Source organism: Dyadobacter subterraneus (assembly GCF_015221875.1).
GTDB lineage: Bacteria > Bacteroidota > Bacteroidia > Cytophagales > Spirosomataceae > Dyadobacter > Dyadobacter subterraneus.
In genome coordinates this window covers 1,339,386-1,357,668 of the sequence record NZ_JACYGY010000002.1, presented here as the reverse complement: position 1 = coordinate 1,357,668, position 18,283 = coordinate 1,339,386, and the positions used below count along the sequence as shown (strand labels likewise).

The following is an 18,283-nucleotide window of genomic DNA, read 5'->3' as shown; positions in this document are numbered from 1 at the left end:
AATGACAAAAGGGAATGAAGGTGCTTTTTTTGAAGAATTTCTTAATCACTCTGATTCCCTCGATTTTCAAAAGGTTTTCAAAGTGATTCTTAGCCGCTGGTATTGGGTGGCAGGATCACTTTTCCTTTTTGGTATCAGTTGTTTTCTTTTCTTGAAGCTTGTCAAACCAAAATATGTTGCGTCGATAAATCTTAAATATCTCGACAAACAAACCGAGCTTGACGAAATTACCAGCACAAAACCTACCTACCTGATTAATGATGGTAGTAATGAATATCTGACTGAAAAATATAATATTCAGTCTCAGGAAGTTGTCGAAAACGCTTTAATAAACCTTAAATATCCTTTTACGTTTTACCGTCTGAAAGATTTTCGTCGTATTGATATTTATCCCTATCAGCCGCTGTCGGTGAAAGTGATTTCATTTGACGAATTGAAATTTGAAAAAGGAAAGTTTTCCATCGATCCGGAGTTAAATTTTTCTTATCAAACTGAAAACGATTATAAAACTTTCAAGCTTATCAAAGGCGCAATCTGTTCTGTACCAGGTTTATCTTTTCAAATTGAGCTGATAAATATTAATGAAAAATTCAACTTCGAATTTGATTATAACAACCCATCAACCTTAGCCCGGGATTTTATAAAACGTATTGAAGTTTCTGAAATTGAGGATCAAATGCCTGTTCTAACAGTTTCATTCAAACATCATAACAAGCCATTTGCAAAGAATTTTCTGGAAATGTTACTGGAATCTTACCTAACTTATGACTTGCGTCAGAAACAGCAATCATCGGATCTTACGCTACAATTTATTGATAATCAGCTGCGTCTTTATTCAAAAACTTTAAAAGACGCAGCACATAAATTGGAAATTTTTAAACAGAAAAACACGGTTTTTGATGTAAGTACTTCGGCTGTCGGGATTTCTGAAAAAACGCGGGATATTGAACAGCGAAAAAATGAATCAGAAATTCAAAAAGCATATATAAAAGCCCTCGAAAAGAATCTTGGAAATACTTTTGAATCGGTTAATTATTTATCCGTTGGACTGGACGGAACGACCGACGCTGTACTGATTGGATTACTTGAACAATTTAATTCACTGATTTCCAAAAGAAAAGAATTACTGATAAAATACAGCTATAACGCACCTGCTGTTAAAAATCTGGATGAAGAGCTGGTAAAATCGCGTCGACAAATACTAGACAATATAAAACTTCAACAACAGAAAAATTCAGGTACAATTCGGATTCTGGATCAGAATCTGGCTTCACTTCAAAAGCAATTCAGGCAAATTCCCGCCCTCGAAAAAAATCTACTTTATCTGCAAAGCGATTTTGAAGTCAATAAAAATATCTATTCATTATTGCTGAACAAGCAAATTGAATCTTCGATTGTAAGAGCAGGAATGTTGCCGTCATTCCGCATTATTACGTTGATGAAAGTTGAAAAAATATTTCCTAAACCTGTTCAAATTATTACACTTTCATTGTTTCTCAGTCTTTTGACAGGTGTATCTTCCATTTTTATTATACGTTATTTTAATAAAACATTTGTTGATATTGATCTGCCAAAATCTGGTAAAAATATTCACCTACTAGGACTAATTCATCATTTTGAACAAAGAAAAGGTAAGGAAACCAGCTTTGATCTGAATATGCTTTTAACCGATCAATCCATCTTTACCGAATCCATCAGTGCGCTTAGAACGCGATTAAGTTTTTTAAAATCCGATGAAAAATTATATCCGGAAAAAGGAAAGCAGATTCTGATCACTTCTCAGCAATCGGGTGAGGGAAAAACTTTTGTTTCAATAAATCTTGCTTTATCGCTAACAAAAATTCGCAAAAAAGTAATAGTAATCGGCTGCGATTTACGAAAATCAAAGCTGCATTATTTTTTTGGAGACTTGAATGAAAAAGGTTTGAGTAGTTATTTACAGAAGAAAACGGATTTAAAAGAGCTGATCAAATCTTCAATTATATCAAATCTGGATTATATTCCTGCCGGTGCTCCCCCATTTAATCCAGCTGAACTTCTGCAACTGGATTTATTTCAGGACTTACTGAGTCATTGCCGAAAGGAATACGATTATGTTTTTCTGGATTCTGCACCTGTCGGGTTAGTTTCAGACAATATTCCTTTGCTAAATCAGAGCCATACAGTATTATTTATATTAAGATGGCTACACTCCCATAAAGATGCGCCCCGACTAGCCGAGAAATTGGCAGCAGATTATGAAATTGACAAAATCGAGGTTGTAATCAATGATTTTTATCCTGACAATTTATATAATTCGATAAGCTCATCTCCATCTTACACTGATCAATATGGATATGACTATCAGGGGAATTCTTATTTCAACAAAAACAGTAATGGAAAATTCGCTAATGTAAAAAAGAAGTTAGGATTGCAGAATTGATAAAACACGATACACACATTTATGAATAATTTGAATTATCAGCAGCCAAAAATCATTGCAGAAATTGGCTGCAATCACATAGGCAGCATGGATATTGCCAAAGAATTAATTCATTTGGCAAAAGAATGCAAAGCAGATTACGCCAAATTTCAGAAACGAAATCCAAAAGAATTATTAACAAAAGAGCAGTTTACCGCCCCTCATCCTGTTCCGTATCAATCTTATGGTCAAACCTATGGCGAGCACAGAGAGGTATTGGAATTTAATATTGATGAGCATAGGGAGCTGAAAAAGTATGCAGAAAATCTTGGCATTGAATATGCTTGTTCTGTCTGGGATATTACTTCCGCTCAGGAAATAATATCACTCAACCCGGATTATATAAAAGTACCCTCTGCCAGTAATTGCAATTTTGAAATGCTGGTTTTGTTACGAGATGAGTACTGCGGAGATATTCATTTGTCCATTGGAATGACAACTTGGGACGAAATTGAAAAAATCATACAGTTTTTTGAAGAAACAAATCAGGCTAAAAAACGTCTGGTTGTTTATAGCTGCACTTCCGGATATCCGATCGATTTTAAAGATGTCTGCCTGCTTGAATTGAGGAAATTATATTTTCATTTTAAAAGCCGAGTAAAAGAATTCGGGTTTTCCGGTCACCATTTGGGCATTGCCATTGATATCGCAGCTTATACACTTGGCGCAAAATGGATTGAACGTCACTTCACCAAAGACCGAGCCTGGAAAGGTACAGATCATGCAGCATCTTTGGAAGTACCTGGTTTACAAAAGCTTGTAAGAGATCTTCATCATACATATAACGCTTTAAATTTCAAACAGAAAGACATTCTGGATGTTGAAATAAGTCAGCGGGAAAAATTAAAAACACACATACATTGAAAAATATCTTGGCGATCATTCCTGCAAGAGGTGGCAGTAAAGGACTTCCTGGCAAAAACATCAGGCCTATGTCCGGACATCCTCTAATCGCTTATAGCATAAAAGCTGCGTTGGATTCTCCCTCCATCTCCCGTGTTATTGTTTCAACTGATTCCGAGGAAATCGCACAGATTGCAAAAAAATACGGAGCCGAGGTTCCTTTTTTACGGCCTTCGAGATTCGCAGAAGATTTAAGTACTGATCTGGAAGTTTTCACACATACGTTGGAATGGCTGGAAAAAAATGAAAATTATAAGCCCGATATGGTCGTACAGTTACGCCCGACGTCTCCCGTTCGTTTTATTCATGACATAGAAATTTGTATTCATAAAATGCAAAGTTCAGAAGCCGATAGCCTTAGAATTGTCACGCCTGCTTTCAATACACCATTTAAAATGTGGGTTTTGGATGAAGCAAGTACACAAATGCAGCCATTGCTGCAACAAGATGTGATCAGTGAATCCTATAATCAGCCGCGTCAGAATTTGCCTGAAGTTTATTGGCAGATTGGAACATTGGATGTAATCCGTACCGATGTTATTACAAGACAAAAATCCATGTCCGGCCAAAACATTCTTCCTTATATCATTGACCAGCAATATGCTGTGGATATTGATGATCTGGAAAGTTTTAAGCGCGCAGAAAAAATGATACTGAAATATGATTGCATAAAGTTTTAGGTATGATGAAAAAAGATGATCCCATTCTGATTTTTGGCGCTGGTTCCATAGGGGAAAGGCATATCTATATTCTCCAAAATTTGGGTTATCGTAACATCTGGATTTATAGGCAACGTAATCTTCCGCTTAGAAATATTGATAAAAAAATAGTTAACATTTTTAGTGATCTCATAAAAATTGACCAGATAAAACCAAAAGCTGCAATCATTTGCACGCCCACTTTTCAACATTTAGAACAAGCTTTATTTTGTGCAGAACGAGGAATTCATATCCTGATTGAAAAGCCGTTATCTCATAACTTAACTGATTGTGATAAATTAATTACGGCTTCAATTAAACACAACGTACATGTCCAGGTTGCGTACATGCTTCGTTATCATGACTTTTTTCAGGATATCAAATCGATTATTGAAAATAACAAAATGGGAAATTTACTTTCCATGCAAACTTATTGGGGAGAATATCTGCCCGACTGGCATCCATGGGAAGATTACCGACAATCTTACGCTGCCAGAAAAGAACAGGGCGGAGGAGCTGCACTCACGCTGAGTCATGATATTGATTTGTTAAACTGGCTTTCGGAAAGTGCTGTAACAAGCTGGAAAATCTTAAAAAATTACAGATCCTCACTCGAAATAAATGTTGAATCAGGAGCTGATATTCTAATAGGATATGAAAATGGTATTACTGCTCATTGTCACGTCAATTTTCACGAACTAAATTCGAAACGCTCATACCGTTTTGTATTTGATGAAGGATCCATCGAAATAGATTTTCTTCTATCAATAATGACAACTTTTTATCAGAAAAAAACCATCATCAAAACGATTCCGGATTTTAACAGAAACGAGCTTTATAAAGCGCAGACATTGGATTTTTTCAAAAAAATTAATGATGGCAATTTCCGGGAAGGCTCTTTACGCTCACTCGAAGAATCAAAAGTAATTATCAGTATTTGTCAATAATGAAAACTTACAGTACACACACTTCTTTATCTATTGCCGAAAAAGTTGTACTCATAACAGGAGCTTATGGTTTAATCGGACAAACAATTGCCTACGCATTTTTGCAACAGGGTGCATATGTTATTCTGGCTGACCTTGATGAATGCAAACGAAATAAGCTTGAAGATAAAATTTCCAAAACTTTCCCGCCGCGTCAGTTTCTTTTTCAAACGCTGGATATCACAGACGAAGCAAGTTGCCAGAAAGCAATGATAGAAATTATTCTAAAATTTGGTCGGTTGGATGTGCTAATTAATAATGCGGGTCTTGATGCCAAGTTTGATAAAGAATCTTTGGGGAAAGTAAATCATGGCCGCTTTGAAAATTATCCAACGCATTTGCTTCGCATTGCAATCGAAGTAAATCTTACAGGCACAATTCTGATAACACAATCTGCTTGCCATCAAATGATTAAGCAGAAATCAGGCAATATAATTAATGTCGCTTCAACCTATTCCGTAGTTGCGCCTAACCAGAATTTATATGATTATGGAGATGGAAAACAGAACTTCAAACCGGTTGATTACGTCGCTTCCAAATCCTTTATTCCCAATTTCACCAGATATCTTGCCACTTTTTATTCACGTGAGGGAATACGTTGCAACGCCATTGTTCCGCACGGGATTTACAATAATCATGACGAGCCGTTTTTAGAAAATTTTGCCCGCTTGTCTCCACTTGGACGCATGTGCAATCGCGAAGAACTTATTGGGCCCTTTACTTTTCTGGCTTCGGATGCTTCCAGTTATATGACAGGATCACTGTTAACTGTGGATGGCGGTTGGACAGCCTGGTAAATTCAGAATCTAAATAAAAGAACAAATGGACAATTCAGAAGAGAAATGGGATCTGGAAATTGTGGCTCATACAGGATTATTCGATATAAACTGGCGTGAAATCTGGTTATATCGTGACCTGATTTTTTTATTTGTCAGACGGGATTTGGTTGCAACTTACAAACAGACAATTTTAGGTCCACTCTGGTTTTTTATACAGCCCATCCTGACGACATTTATTTATGTCATGATTTTTGGTAATATGGCCAAAATTCCAACCGGCGGTTCTCCTAAAATCCTTTTCTATCTCGGCGGAATTACGATATGGAATTATTTTCAGGAATGCCTGGTCAAAACTTCTGAAACCTTTATTGCCAATCAGAATTTGTTCGGTAAAGTTTATTTCCCAAGACTAATTACGCCCATTTCCATAGTCATTTCCTGTCTTTTAAAATTTCTAATTCAGTTCAGCCTTTTTATAATTACCTGGCTTTATTTTCTGTTTCAAAAAACACCTGACATAAGTCCCAACTTTACAATTTTACTTCTTCCGGTTTACATTATTTTGATGTCAGGATTGGGTTTCAGTTTTGGCATATTGATTTCGTCCCTTACAACCCGTTACAGAGATTTACGGTTTGTAATTTCCTTTGGAATACAACTGCTGATGTACGCAACGCCAATTGTCTACCCTTTGGAAATCGCTTCCGAAAAATACAGATGGCTTCTACTCTTAAATCCTGTCACGAGCATTGTTGAAGCTTTTCGTTATTCATTTACCGGCCATGGAAATTTCTCGTATTACAATCTGACTTACAGCGCATTATTCATTCTGACAAGTTTATTTTTTAGTATAATAATTTTCAACAGAGTTGAAAAAACCTTTATGGATAAAATTTAATTATGGCAAAAACTGTCATCCGGTTTGAGAATGTTTCAAAGCTTTATCAACTGGGAGAAATCTCGACCGGAACTATTTCCCGTGACCTTTCCAGATGGTGGGCAGTTTCGAGAGGCAAGCCTGACCCTGTCAGTAAAATTGGGGAAGCTCCAAAAAAGCATTCAGATAAAGTGCTTTGGGCTTTATCCGATATTTCTTTTGAGATAACGCAGGGAGAAGTTTTAGGAATTATTGGAGGCAACGGCGCAGGAAAGTCAACGCTGCTGAAAATTTTGTCCCGCGTCACAAAACCAACAAGTGGAGCAATCAGGATCAGAGGTAGAATTGCATCTTTGCTTGAAGTTGGAACCGGTTTTCACCCAGACCTCACCGGCCGCGAAAATATTTTTTTGAATGGCGCAATTCTGGGAATGCGAAAACATGAAATCCGCGATAAACTGGATGAAATTGTTGCCTTTGCCGGTGTTGAACATTATCTTGATACTCCCGTCAAGCGCTATTCATCCGGAATGTACGTCCGTCTGGCTTTTGCAGTCGCCGCGCATCTGGAACCCGAAATACTTATTATTGATGAAGTTTTAGCCGTTGGAGATGTTGCGTTTCAGAAAAAGTGCCTTACTAAAATGAAAGATGTTAGCCAAAGCGAAGGCAGAACAGTACTTTTTGTAAGTCATAATCTGGCATCGGTTAAGTCCCTTTGCCCAAAAAGTGTTTTTTTAAAAAATGGTAAACTGGATTATTTGGGAGAAACCGATTTGGCTATTGATCAGTATCTTGAAAATCTTTCACACAACCAAAGTGAGTACTATTTTGACAGTGAAGAAATTCATGAAGCTTCACTAACATATCTAAAAATCACAGATAATAAAAATCAGCCACTTATTACATTTTTGAATAAAGATCCCTGGCAACTGAAAGTTGGCTTTCATGTGCGATATCCAGTTTCAAATCTGGTTGTATCTGTTGGTCTTATGACATCCGAAAATATTCTGATAAGGAATATTTCGTCTCAGGCATTTCAAGCCGAAAATGGGAATTATGAAGCATTTTTTCTTGAAAATGAAATTATTTATGGTGCCGGAACATACCAGATCATTCTTTCTCTTTCAGTCAACAATCATATTATTCAACAAATTGACGACGGTATTTTTATAAATTTTGAAGAAACGCAGCCTCAACATTCCTTTCTTATTACTAAAAACAAGAGTTTAATCTTGAATGAAATGAATGTCCGGATTTATTCGGTTTGAGATTTTTACGCTTTTAATATTCAAATTTTAGTTAGTCGTAAATAGAATAAAATGCCTTTGACGCTATATATCATAGCATTGATATTGCTCAAAGCTATGATATACATTTTTCTCGTCCCTAATTTGCCATTCATCGAGGCAAAAGCATGTGACCAAAACTTCGTTTTGAAATCTAATAGCTAAGAAACTCGACATTGCTTCATTACTCAATTTTGACAACGGAATTCTTCCGGTCAATGAAATTCTTCTCGTTACCAAGCATAAATCAAAATGAAAAATCTGGATGACGGATTTTTCCAAAATCGCATAAACACATTTTCAAAATTAAATGAAAATAGGAGTTCTGCCACATTACCTTGATACCAGAAAGGACCTGGTTGATTTACTCAATTTGCTGGGTAAAGAACATGATGTTGTGGCATACATCCGGGAATCTGATGTGCAAAAAGTTGGAAGATTGTTGCCAGGCATTACCATTATCTCGATTCCGGCACTCACTGGAATTTTCAGGATATTTCAAATATTAGGACAATATACTTACCTCCTATTCGGTCAAATACCAGCAAGTCAAAACAACTACTACCTGACCGAGCATATTAAATTATTGAATTCTTCGTACAAAAAATGGTCTAAATTAATACAATCCTATTTGCTGTCTTTAAGCAAAATGACACCGAAAATTATAAGTTATGACCAATATCTTGATTCCTTTTCCTGGTTAAAACCATCATTTAAACTTGAAGCAGATATTGATGTTTTTTTATGTTTCACTGAAATATCCTGCGACTGGGTTTTCGCAAAAATAATTCAGGAAAATAAACCCATATGGACATATGTGTACAGCTGGGATCATCCGTGCAAAATGAAAACATTTTCAAAAAGAACAAATTATCTTGTTTGGAACGAAGGAATTAAAGACGACCTCGTCACATTACAGGGAATAGAAGATGAAAAAATACAGATATGGGGCGCTACTCAATTTGTCTTCATTGAACAATTTTTAAATTCAAAAACCAATAATTATGAAGATGATTGTTTTCCATACATATACTTAGGCTGCGCAACGGGATACGATGAACTGGCGCGGCAGGAAGTAAAATACTGTGAAGAAATCGCTAATATTTTGCAAACGACATTACCGAATTGGAAATTGATCATCCGTCCTTATCCATTTCAGAAAAATCAGAATGTTTATTATCCTTTGAAGGCTTTATCTAATGTTGTTTTTGATGATAATACAGATTCAGAAAACAAATTCCTAAAACTAAAAAACGCCAAAGCTTTCTTCCACTTTGGTACCACGCTTGGGTATGAAGCTGTTTATTTCAATACGCCATCATTTCTAATCGACCTTACAGACCCTGATAAGGATGTTCTTTTGAATGGGTTTGTGCATCAATATCAAAATGACAAGTACCTTAATGCAAAGGATTCTCTTGTGATTAAAAGTAAAGCCAGGCTTATCAATATTCTTGAAGATTTAGCTCGCGGACAACCTGAGTTTTACTCAAATCAAGACCTTAGGTCATCTACACCTTTACAGTCCCTGCCTGTTTTAGCAGAAAAACTCATTTCGAAAATCTACAATGATAATCTGATCTCCCTATGAAACTTGTTACATCTCCGTTACTGCCCATGACTTCTGCCCCAAGCATTTCGGGCCGGATCTCACTGCGTATTCTCAACGAAGTTCGTAATGTTTTCAGAAAGCAACTACGACACGAAATGCTTTCCCGCCTGCACATTTACCAGCTTGAAAAAAATCAGCCGGAAATTCATATGCTTATATGCAAACGGGATTTTGAAATGGCTGTCATTTCAGCAGCGCAGCTTAATCATCTCGGACAAACAAGTCATTCATTTACTTTCCACGATGATGGCACGCTGGACGATAAAATGGAAGAAACTCTCCATCATTATTTTCCGGGGACTCTTGTTGTACGGCGTAATGTTGCAGACTTCATTGCCAACCAAAAGCTATCTGCCTATCCCAACATTATTGCATTTCGCAAAAAACAGGTATTGGCTTTAAAACTGATCGATAGTGCAATTTGGTCACAAAACAACCGGATTGGCTATTTGGATTCGGATGTTCTTTTCTTTAAATATCCGGAAGAATATATCCGGTCTTTTGATCAGAAAAACGACAGGAATTATTTCAACAAAGACATAACGGACGCCTATATTTCCAGTTCAACTTCGATTGAAAAAGAATTTGGTTTTTCACCTCCTCCAAGGATTAATGCCGGACTGTGGACTATGAATAAAAAGGATCTTGATTTAAGTCAGATTGAACTTTGGCTAAAACATCCATTTTTCAAAAAATACCATGCAGACTACCGGCTTGAACAAACATTTTTGGCTATGCTGGCCAAAATTTCAAAAACCGAAACCGCCCACTTTTCAAACGGTTACGATGTCTCCTTTGAAAAAAGTCCCACGCAAAGTGTTTGTAAACATTATGTTGGACGAATTCGATACGGCTATGAGCTTGAAGGCATTAAGTATCTGATTAAAAGTTAATTCTGTAAATAGTTCAACCTTGAAACACACACATTATCAAAAAATACTAATTCTTCCCGACGCAGGACCAGAAAATCCATTTCAGTATCAGATGATAAATTTTCTGAGAAGCAATGGATTTGACGTGTCCATAGGTACCAAAAGAAAGCTCGGAAGTATTTATTACGCTGTAAATCAGTTTAACCCCGAAATCATTTATTTCGATTGGGTTCATAGTTATGTGATTGGCAAAACGTTCCTATGGAGTTTTATTAAATCCCTGTTTTTTGTTTTTGATATTTTATATCTCCGCTTTTTAAGAAAGATTCCGATCGTTCATACTTTACATAATATCCAAAATCACGGCGGCTTCTGGATACCCTGGGAACATTTTATATATGGATTTTTTCTCAGGCGCTGTTCCAAAATCAGGGTTTATTCAGAAGCCGTAAAAAAGGAAGTTATTATCAAATTCAGAATATTATCCAGCGCAGTTTACATTATTCAGGACATTCCATTTCATTATTACTACCAAAATAATAGCACTCGAAAAGAAAGCAGAATTCATCTCAATATTGCTGAAAAGGGATTTGTTTTCCTGTTTTTCGGGAAGGTAAAAATCTACAAAGGTCTGGAAAATCTGATCCGGTCTTTTCTCTCAATCGCAGGTCCTGATGATCATCTTTTGATTGCCGGAGCATGTGCTGAAGAAAAATATATAGCGGAGCTGAAAAACATTTCCAACAACTCCAATCAAATCATTTGGCATATCCGGTTTATTCCAAAAGAAGACGTTCAATGTTTTTTTAATGCAGCAAATGTTGTTGTCCTGCCTTTTACCAAAATTGATCATTCCGGCAGCCTGGACCTGGCCTTGTCATTTTCGAAACCTGTCATTACTTTAAAAACAGAAGCAATTTTTGATCTGTTATCACATCAAAAAAATCTTCTCTTTGAAAAAGGAGATGATCTAAAAATGGCTATGGCCTTGGCTAAGGAGATTAACGAAGAAGAAATTGGCAAAAACAATTTCAAAATTGCGGATTCTGCGAATTACCGGGATCTGACTGAATTGTTTAAAAAGTATGCGTCATGAAAATACTATTTTGTACCAATACTTTTGAAAACGTCGTAAACGGCCCTTCCAAATTCGCCAAAAATTTACTGGAAATAAACAGACGTTACAGCCATGCAGAAATCAGAATTTTAACTGAGGATATCGCGGTTGAATCTCTGAGTTTCTACGATAATAAAGTTTTCAGATTAGACTTAAAACTGAATTTTTGGAACCGTCCATGGGGATTTATTTATAGAATGTTTCCTTACTACAACGCTTGCCGGACACTTCGGGAAATATACAATTTTGACATCGTCGTTTTTAATAACGCAATTACCGGAATCTGGTCTGCCATAAAACTGGCTAAACCGGTTATAGGTATGATTAATGACGATAACAGCGTTTCAGTTTCCAGAAAGAATTTTATCATTAATTATAAATGGATTCGCCATTTTATCTTCAAACATTTTGAAAAGATTGCGCTGATTTTTGAAGCCGGAGTAATTGCGAATTCCCATTTTCTATACCAATCTCTTTTGAAGAATTATCAACCAAACCTTTCAAAACTACACCTTTTGCATAAAGGTATTATGATTGATAAAGATTATATTTCTCCATTACGTCCCTTGAAATTACCGGTCAAAATCCTGTTTGTTAAATCAGATTTTATTCGTGGTGGATTGGTTGATCTGATCAATGCCCTGGCCTTACTGGTCAATGCGAGATTTGAATTAGATATCGTCGGGCCGAAGATGATTTACAAGCAGGAAATTTTAGCAAAAAATAAATCTTCAAATGTCAAGATCAACTTTATTGGTCCGGCGTCAGAAGAAGCTATAAAAAAACTGATGGATGAAAGTGATTTTTTCATTGTTCCCGCCCATCAGGAAGCTTTGGGAATTGCCAATATGGAGGCTCTGGCTCATGGCGTGACAGTTATTTCCAGTAACGCGGGGGGTATTCCCGAAGTAATGGATTTTGGAAAAAACGGATGGATGGTACAGCCCAAGAATCCATTTGAACTGGCAAAAACACTGCAATATGCAATTGAAAATCCAGAGGAAAGATCAATAAAACAAAAGAATGGATTTGATTTTGTTCGTCAGCATTTCTCGCATGAGCAGGTTATGGATCGTTTTCTGAAAATTCTTGAAAAGTACAAATCATGAAAATGATTTTCATATCCAACAACTGGGCCGATGCCCATCAGCAGACACGTTTGCAGGCGTTGTCAAAATTAAATTTATCCATAATCAGTATAGCCGCTTTACGGAATTATTACAGCGTTAAATCTCCATTTAATTCCATTTTTATTGGAAATATGCGGCATGCGTCTTATAGGAAACGGGTTAATATTTACTTTCAGCTTTTATATCAACTTACAAAACAGACTGAGCGCAATGATTTTATTTATGCTTTCGGATTTGACTTAATGTTGGTCTGTTTGTTTTTCAAGACAATTTCTGGCAAAAGAATTAAAGTAATTTATGAAGTACCCGATATCAGGGAGCTATTTTTTTCAAAATCGATTCGAGGAAAATTAATCAGGGTGATTGAAAAAATTGCTATCCCGAAAATCAATTTACTCGTTGCCACATCTCCGAATTTCATTTCAGAATACTACATCGAATTTCGTAAAATCTCTGTCCCGGACTTTTTGATTATTGAAAATAAAATCCATCTAACAGAAATTGAAAAATCTCTTGGTTTACCAGTTTCAATCATTCCTGATCATACTAGAAAAATAAGAATTGGTTACTTCGGTGTTTTAAGATGTCCGGCTTCTCTCGATTGTTTGATCAAACTTTCCAGAAATGGACGCTTTGAAGTTATTCTGCAAGGGATATTTATGCCTTTGACAAAACATTATGAAAAAGTTATTCAGGACGAAAAGCATATTCACTATCTCGGTACTTATCAGTCTCCAAAAGATCTCAATCTGATTTATTCCAAAGTCGACATTGTCTGGGCCGTTTATCCTTTTTCTAAAAATTTAATTGGAAATCATCTGTTTGCAAGAACTAATAGATTTTATGAATGTCTGTTTTTTAAAAAGCCATTTATAGTCCAAAAAGGTACAGCAGATGCTAAAAAGGTAGTTTTACTAGGAAATATTGCTCTGGAAATTAATCTGGAAAATGAGGACAAGGTTGTTGAATTTCTTGCTGCCCATATTAACCCTCAGAACCTTGTTTCAATGAAAAAGCAACTGCATTTGGTTCCGGAAAAACATTACCAAATCACCAACGAATATAAAGATCTGGGAAAGTGGTTACAGCTAAACAGATAGTATCCGGAAAGATCAATAATTATATTATCACTCCTGTGATTTTATTTTTATTTCTGAATATCGGCAATTATTCCTTTTTCAAATATTCCTTGCAAGGCACTGAAAATTCGTCCAGTTTCCTGAATCTTATTTCCGGTCTCCGATTTTTTCTTCCGGTCTGGATTGTGTTATATTCCTTTGGATTAAGTTTGAAACTTACCTCAAAAATTTTAACGGATAATTTTGATATAGTTGCTTTAGCTGCCAGCTGGTTGCTTTCGTGTCTTCTGAGTATGGATACTTCCAGTTATTTGATATATGGCATCTGGACGTTGTTTTCACTTCTAAGCATTTTATTATTAGTCTCCTATACCGCTGTCATCTCTACAACTTTTTCAGAATTTTCATTAAATATTTCGCAGGTACTCTGGAAAGGAAACTTTATTATACTGGTTCTTGATCTCATCAGTTTGCTACTATCAAAAACAAAAGGCGGGATGCTCAATATATTTTTTGCATCCAATACTTTTTGGGCATATCCGACTATGATCATGGGAATTCTGGCACTGATTAAAATGCGATTTACTTCCCCCAGCTTCTCAAAAAAGCTTTATTATGCCGCTATCTTTATTATTTCACTTACTTCCGTTTATTTCTCCGCCCGTAGAAGTCCGCTTTTTTGTTTAGTACTTACGTTGCCTTTGTTATACCTGCCATTAAAACTCCGACAGATTTTTCTATTAATTCTCTTTTCCCTAACCACTTACTCATTTACAGATTCCACCACAGGTAAGGATTTTCTAAACTCCCTTCCGGATTCCTATATGAAATACCGGATTGAAAGAATGTTTGGTCTGGTGCATGGACGGGAAGAAACGTCTTATTCTGAAAGACAAAAGATATGGAATATCTATCTTGATGCATTTTATCAAAAACCGGTAACAGGAGAAGGTTTAGCCGCTGTGAACCGGATTACAGTCACGACAAAAAACAAAACGGACAGACTCTCCGCACATAATACTTTTATTGGATTATTAGCCGAAACAGGATTATCCGGATCCTTACTTTTGTTTGTAGTTATACTAAGAAGTGTATTAATGGCAGGAAGAATAAGGAATGCAACATGGACAAAAATCTATTTAATACTTTTTATTCCAACCTTATTGATAAACTGGGTGGAATATAATCTTATTCCAGGCCAGATATTTTTTCTCTACACTATAATCGTTTGGCTTTTGCCGCGAGGTCTGCAATATCTCAAAATATAATTTTCCAATACCCCCTAAAAAAACAAAGACATGAAAAAATTTTCATGCCCTGTTTCACACTATACACACACTATATTTTTAATACTTTTATATCTCTTTGGGATTAATCGAATCAGCTTTCAGATGCACAAAATAACACATTAATGTTATCAGAAAAAAATTTCGATTATGATTTTATTTATATTACCCTTAAAACAATCTCTTTTTTCAATAAAAGCAAAATCTAAAACGAAAATACTTTATTACAGACAAAAAATATATTCTTATTCATAAGGTGTGGTTACTATGATATAACTAACTCACTACCTTATCATGACATCAATTTTAACGAAAGCCGCATTAATCAGTTTGTTAACACTTACCCAGCTTGAAGTCGTGCTTGGAATAGAAAACATCATTTTTGTAACAATAGTTGCAGGAAAATTCCCCATATTCCAACGAAAAAGAGCACAAAACTATATTTTACGTATCGCGTTATTCCCAGAATCGCATTATTTTTTGCAATTTCCTGGGTTATTGGATTGAAAGAAGATTTGGAGCCAATCTTTGGTCATGGTTTCACCGGTCGTGATGTAATTTTATTGGGAGAAGAATTATTTCTTCTTTACAGTACAACAAAGGAAATACATCACAAGCTTGAAGTTGAAACTGAAACTATTCCTTTTTCCGACAAACAGATTTCCGGAAAAGCAGGTTTATTCTTTGGAAATGCATTATCCAGATCGCGCTTTAAAATATAATTTTTCTTTTGATTCTGTTTTAACCGCGGTTGGTCTGGTAAAAGAAATTCCGATAATGATACTTGCAGTAATAGCTTCCACTTTTATTATGATCGGTTTTGTTGCTAAAATTGGTGATTTTGTAAATAATCATCCATCAATTAAAATTTTAGCGCTCTCTTTTTTGTTAACGATTGGAACCTTGCTGGTGGCAGAAGCATTTCATTACGAAATCCCCAAAGGTTACGCTTATTTCGCCATGGCATTTTCGTTTATTGTTGAGTTACTTAATATGAAACTTGGTAAAATGCGAAAAATCCTGTAAAGCTGCATGAGCGGATTGAATAATTGCTCTGGAAAATTTATTGATTCCAGGAGTAAATCTTATAAATTTAAATTGATAATCTTAAAAATGCGCATAAATCCCGAAACGGTTGACAGGATAAAACAATCCGCTGACATTGTGGAAGTGGTTGGGGATTTTGTGGCTTTAAAGAAAAAAGGAGCAAACTATTCCGCCTGTTGCCCTTTTCATAATGAAAAATCGCCGTCATTTAATGTCAATCCGGTCCGCCAGATTTTTAAATGTTTTGGATGTGGAGCTGCTGGTGACGCGATAAAGTTTGTGATGGATATTGATGGTATCGGATATGGCGAAGCCCTGAGATACCTTGCCAATAAATATCAGATTGAAATTCAGGAAGAGGAAGTTACAGATGAAGAAGCACTGCGCCAGAACGCGCGTGAAAGTCTCTACATTATATTAAATTTTGCAAAAAACTTCTATCTCCAACAACTTCACAATACAGACGAAGGACAATCAATTGGTCTGAGTTATTTTCGGGAACGTGGATTTACGAATGATATTCAAAAGAAATTTGAGCTTGGATATAGTCCCGATACCTGGGATGCTTTTACAAAAGAAGCTTTAAATAAAGGATATACTGCCGATATTCTTGAAAAAGCAGGATTGCTTATTCATAAAGAAGGCAGCCAGACGGCAGGATATGACCGTTTCAGAGGTCGCGTTATTTTCCCGATTCATAATGTAGCCGGGAAAGTAATTGCTTTTGGAGCGAGAATTCTGAAAACAGATAAATCCGGAAAAGGAGCATCACAGCCCAAATATCTCAATTCCCCGGAGACCGAAGTTTATCACAAAAGTGATATTCTTTACGGAATTTTTCAGGCAAAAAATGCCATCAGACAACAGGAAGCCTGTTATTTGGTTGAAGGTTATACAGATGTTGTATCGCTTCATCAAGCTGGAATTGAAAATGTTGTGGCTTCTTCCGGAACATCACTTACCATTGAGCAGATCCGTTTAATTGGCAGATTTACACCCAATATTACTATTTTGTATGATGGTGATGTGGCCGGTATAAAAGCTGCTTTACGTGGACTTGATCTGGTTTTGGAAGAGGGTTTGAATGTCAGTATCGTACTTTTTCCTGATGGAGAAGATCCGGATAGTTACGTTCGACGGGTTGGCGCGGAAGCTTTCAAAGAATATTTAAAAAAGGCTTCGAAAGATTTTATAACTTTTAAAACCGAAACATTATTACAGGATGCAGGAAATGATCCATTCAGGCTCGCTGCTTTAATTGGTGAAGTTGTAAACAGCATTATAAAAATCCCGGATGCGATCAAGCGCCAGGTATTTTTTCATCGCACATCAGAAATGATGAAAGTCGATGAGCAAATGCTTATTTCGGAAGGGAATAAATTACTCAGGAAACTTCACACGCAGCCAAAACCTCAGGAACGAGGTAATCGTCCTGCAATACCGCAAGGTCCTCAGGATATTCCATTTTCTGATGACGGACCACCACCAGATTTCTTTGAATCGGAATCATCTGGTCCGGCTTCAACAGAAGTGGAAGAATCAAGTCAGCGGACAAAACTTTATTATCAGGAGGAAGCGTTTATACGTCTTTTGATTCTATACGGAGCCCATGAGCTTGAACCAACCATTTCTGTTTGTGCATATGTCCTGGGAGAAATTCAGGGAATTGATTTTAAAGATCCTGTTTTTCACCACCTTTTGACTCTTTTCCGTGAAAATCATAGTCGCGATGTTGTTTTGCAAACAGATTATTTTCAGAATCATCATGAAGCAGAAGTCCGAAATCTGACGATTGGCTGGCTTACAAACAAATATGAACTGAGTACGCTGTGGACGGAAAAATTTGAGATTTATGTGCCGTCAGAACTTGATATGCTGGATAAAAGCAGTTTCATCAATATTCTTCGTCTGAAAAAAGCTTTTATTGAAGAAAAGATGAAAATCTGTATGGAACAATTAAAGAAAGCAAAAACCGAAGATGAAGAAAATGAACTGATGAATGAGTACATTTTTTATAAAGGAATCAGTATGGCCGCGGCGAAAGAATTAGGAAGTGTAATTGGATAATATTCGTTTGAAAAAACGCTTTTACAATCCACAAAAAAGGCCGATCCAAGAGGATCGGCCCATATATATTACTAAATATT

General features: G+C 36.2%; 17 protein-coding genes. All 17 read left to right on the top strand.

What is annotated here, in order from left to right; all coding sequences use genetic code 11:
* Position 1: 1 nt before the first annotated feature.
* The 17 genes from IEE83_RS31195 to dnaG all read left to right on the top strand — a co-directional run bounded on the left by IEE83_RS31195 (position 2) and on the right by dnaG (position 18,203).
* Entirely contained in the window at positions 2 to 2,422 is a 2,421-nt protein-coding gene (locus IEE83_RS31195) for a GumC family protein (protein WP_194124614.1), read from the top strand.
* Between the two features lie 21 nt (positions 2,423 to 2,443).
* Entirely contained in the window at positions 2,444 to 3,325 is an 882-nt protein-coding gene (locus tag IEE83_RS31190) for an N-acetylneuraminate synthase family protein (protein WP_194124613.1), read from the top strand.
* Positions 3,322 to 4,044 carry an acylneuraminate cytidylyltransferase family protein gene (locus IEE83_RS31185; RefSeq protein WP_310588626.1) on the top strand — a complete coding sequence of 241 codons (723 nt, stop codon included), beginning with the start codon at positions 3,322 to 3,324 and terminating at the stop codon, positions 4,042 to 4,044. The genes IEE83_RS31190 and IEE83_RS31185 overlap by 4 nt, the downstream gene beginning before the upstream one ends.
* Positions 4,045 to 4,046: 2 nt before the next feature.
* The gene (locus tag IEE83_RS31180) at positions 4,047 to 5,009 is read left to right on the top strand and encodes a Gfo/Idh/MocA family protein (RefSeq protein ID WP_194124612.1); all 963 of its coding nucleotides are present in this window, start codon (positions 4,047 to 4,049) and stop codon (positions 5,007 to 5,009) included.
* On the top strand, positions 5,009 to 5,845 hold the full coding sequence (locus IEE83_RS31175; protein ID WP_194124611.1) for an SDR family oxidoreductase: 837 nt from the start codon (positions 5,009 to 5,011) through the stop codon (positions 5,843 to 5,845). Before IEE83_RS31180 ends, IEE83_RS31175 begins: the two co-directional genes overlap by 1 nt.
* Before the next feature lie 25 nt (positions 5,846 to 5,870).
* Positions 5,871 to 6,725 carry an ABC transporter permease gene (locus IEE83_RS31170; protein ID WP_194124610.1) on the top strand — a complete coding sequence of 285 codons (855 nt, stop codon included), beginning with the start codon at positions 5,871 to 5,873 and terminating at the stop codon, positions 6,723 to 6,725.
* A 2-nt stretch (positions 6,726 to 6,727) separates the two neighbouring features.
* Positions 6,728 to 7,975, top strand: a complete 1,248-nt coding sequence (locus IEE83_RS31165) for an ABC transporter ATP-binding protein (RefSeq protein ID WP_194124609.1) — start codon at positions 6,728 to 6,730, stop codon at positions 7,973 to 7,975.
* Between the two features lie 328 nt (positions 7,976 to 8,303).
* Positions 8,304 to 9,584 carry a hypothetical protein gene (locus tag IEE83_RS31160; protein WP_194124608.1) on the top strand — a complete coding sequence of 427 codons (1,281 nt, stop codon included), beginning with the start codon at positions 8,304 to 8,306 and terminating at the stop codon, positions 9,582 to 9,584.
* Positions 9,581 to 10,498, top strand: a complete 918-nt coding sequence (locus IEE83_RS31155) for a hypothetical protein (RefSeq protein WP_194124607.1) — start codon at positions 9,581 to 9,583, stop codon at positions 10,496 to 10,498. The genes IEE83_RS31160 and IEE83_RS31155 overlap by 4 nt, the downstream gene beginning before the upstream one ends.
* A gap of 19 nt (positions 10,499 to 10,517) precedes the next feature.
* Complete coding sequence (locus IEE83_RS31150) at positions 10,518 to 11,573, top strand: glycosyltransferase (RefSeq protein ID WP_194124606.1); 1,056 nt, start codon at positions 10,518 to 10,520, stop codon at positions 11,571 to 11,573.
* The gene (locus IEE83_RS31145) at positions 11,570 to 12,703 is read left to right on the top strand and encodes a glycosyltransferase family 4 protein (protein WP_194124605.1); all 1,134 of its coding nucleotides are present in this window, start codon (positions 11,570 to 11,572) and stop codon (positions 12,701 to 12,703) included. The genes IEE83_RS31150 and IEE83_RS31145 overlap by 4 nt, the downstream gene beginning before the upstream one ends.
* Positions 12,700 to 13,824: a glycosyltransferase family protein gene (locus IEE83_RS31140; RefSeq protein ID WP_194124604.1), complete on the top strand. Its 1,125-nt coding sequence runs from the start codon at positions 12,700 to 12,702 to the stop codon at positions 13,822 to 13,824. The genes IEE83_RS31145 and IEE83_RS31140 overlap by 4 nt, the downstream gene beginning before the upstream one ends.
* 272 nt (positions 13,825 to 14,096) lie before the next feature.
* Positions 14,097 to 15,071, top strand: a complete 975-nt coding sequence (locus tag IEE83_RS31135; RefSeq protein WP_194124603.1) for an O-antigen ligase family protein — start codon at positions 14,097 to 14,099, stop codon at positions 15,069 to 15,071.
* Positions 15,072 to 15,383: 312 nt separating this feature from the next.
* Positions 15,384 to 15,596 (top strand): hypothetical protein, encoded by a 213-nt coding sequence (locus tag IEE83_RS33130; protein WP_228102153.1) that lies wholly within the window; start codon positions 15,384 to 15,386, stop codon positions 15,594 to 15,596.
* Positions 15,593 to 15,811 carry a hypothetical protein gene (locus tag IEE83_RS33125; RefSeq protein WP_228102152.1) on the top strand — a complete coding sequence of 73 codons (219 nt, stop codon included), beginning with the start codon at positions 15,593 to 15,595 and terminating at the stop codon, positions 15,809 to 15,811. The genes IEE83_RS33130 and IEE83_RS33125 overlap by 4 nt, the downstream gene beginning before the upstream one ends.
* Positions 15,780 to 16,115, top strand: a complete 336-nt coding sequence (locus IEE83_RS33120) for a TerC family protein (protein WP_228102151.1) — start codon at positions 15,780 to 15,782, stop codon at positions 16,113 to 16,115. The genes IEE83_RS33125 and IEE83_RS33120 overlap by 32 nt, the downstream gene beginning before the upstream one ends.
* An 87-nt stretch (positions 16,116 to 16,202) precedes the next feature.
* Positions 16,203 to 18,203 (top strand): DNA primase, encoded by a 2,001-nt coding sequence (gene dnaG, locus IEE83_RS31125; RefSeq protein WP_194124602.1) that lies wholly within the window; start codon positions 16,203 to 16,205, stop codon positions 18,201 to 18,203.
* Positions 18,204 to 18,283: the final 80 nt, after the last annotated feature.

Bases quoted from the DNA above. Each gene is read 5' to 3' on its own strand.
- IEE83_RS31155 (WP_194124607.1), top strand. From the start codon at position 9,581: ATGAAACTTGTTACATCTCCGTTACTGCCCATGACTTCTGCCCCAAGC.
- IEE83_RS31190 (WP_194124613.1), top strand. From the start codon at position 2,444: ATGAATAATTTGAATTATCAGCAGCCAAAAATCATTGCAGAAATTGGC.
- IEE83_RS33120 (WP_228102151.1), top strand. From the start codon at position 15,780: ATGCATTATCCAGATCGCGCTTTAAAATATAATTTTTCTTTTGATTCT.
- IEE83_RS33130 (WP_228102153.1), top strand. From the start codon at position 15,384: ATGACATCAATTTTAACGAAAGCCGCATTAATCAGTTTGTTAACACTT.
- IEE83_RS31180 (WP_194124612.1), top strand. From the start codon at position 4,047: ATGATGAAAAAAGATGATCCCATTCTGATTTTTGGCGCTGGTTCCATA.
- dnaG (WP_194124602.1), top strand. From the start codon at position 16,203: ATGCGCATAAATCCCGAAACGGTTGACAGGATAAAACAATCCGCTGAC.
- IEE83_RS31160 (WP_194124608.1), top strand. From the start codon at position 8,304: ATGAAAATAGGAGTTCTGCCACATTACCTTGATACCAGAAAGGACCTG.
- IEE83_RS31140 (WP_194124604.1), top strand. From the start codon at position 12,700: ATGAAAATGATTTTCATATCCAACAACTGGGCCGATGCCCATCAGCAG.
- IEE83_RS31145 (WP_194124605.1), top strand. From the start codon at position 11,570: ATGAAAATACTATTTTGTACCAATACTTTTGAAAACGTCGTAAACGGC.
- IEE83_RS31165 (WP_194124609.1), top strand. From the start codon at position 6,728: ATGGCAAAAACTGTCATCCGGTTTGAGAATGTTTCAAAGCTTTATCAA.
- IEE83_RS31135 (WP_194124603.1), top strand. From the start codon at position 14,097: ATGGATACTTCCAGTTATTTGATATATGGCATCTGGACGTTGTTTTCA.
- IEE83_RS31195 (WP_194124614.1), top strand. From the start codon at position 2: ATGACAAAAGGGAATGAAGGTGCTTTTTTTGAAGAATTTCTTAATCAC.
- IEE83_RS31170 (WP_194124610.1), top strand. From the start codon at position 5,871: ATGGACAATTCAGAAGAGAAATGGGATCTGGAAATTGTGGCTCATACA.
- IEE83_RS31175 (WP_194124611.1), top strand. From the start codon at position 5,009: ATGAAAACTTACAGTACACACACTTCTTTATCTATTGCCGAAAAAGTT.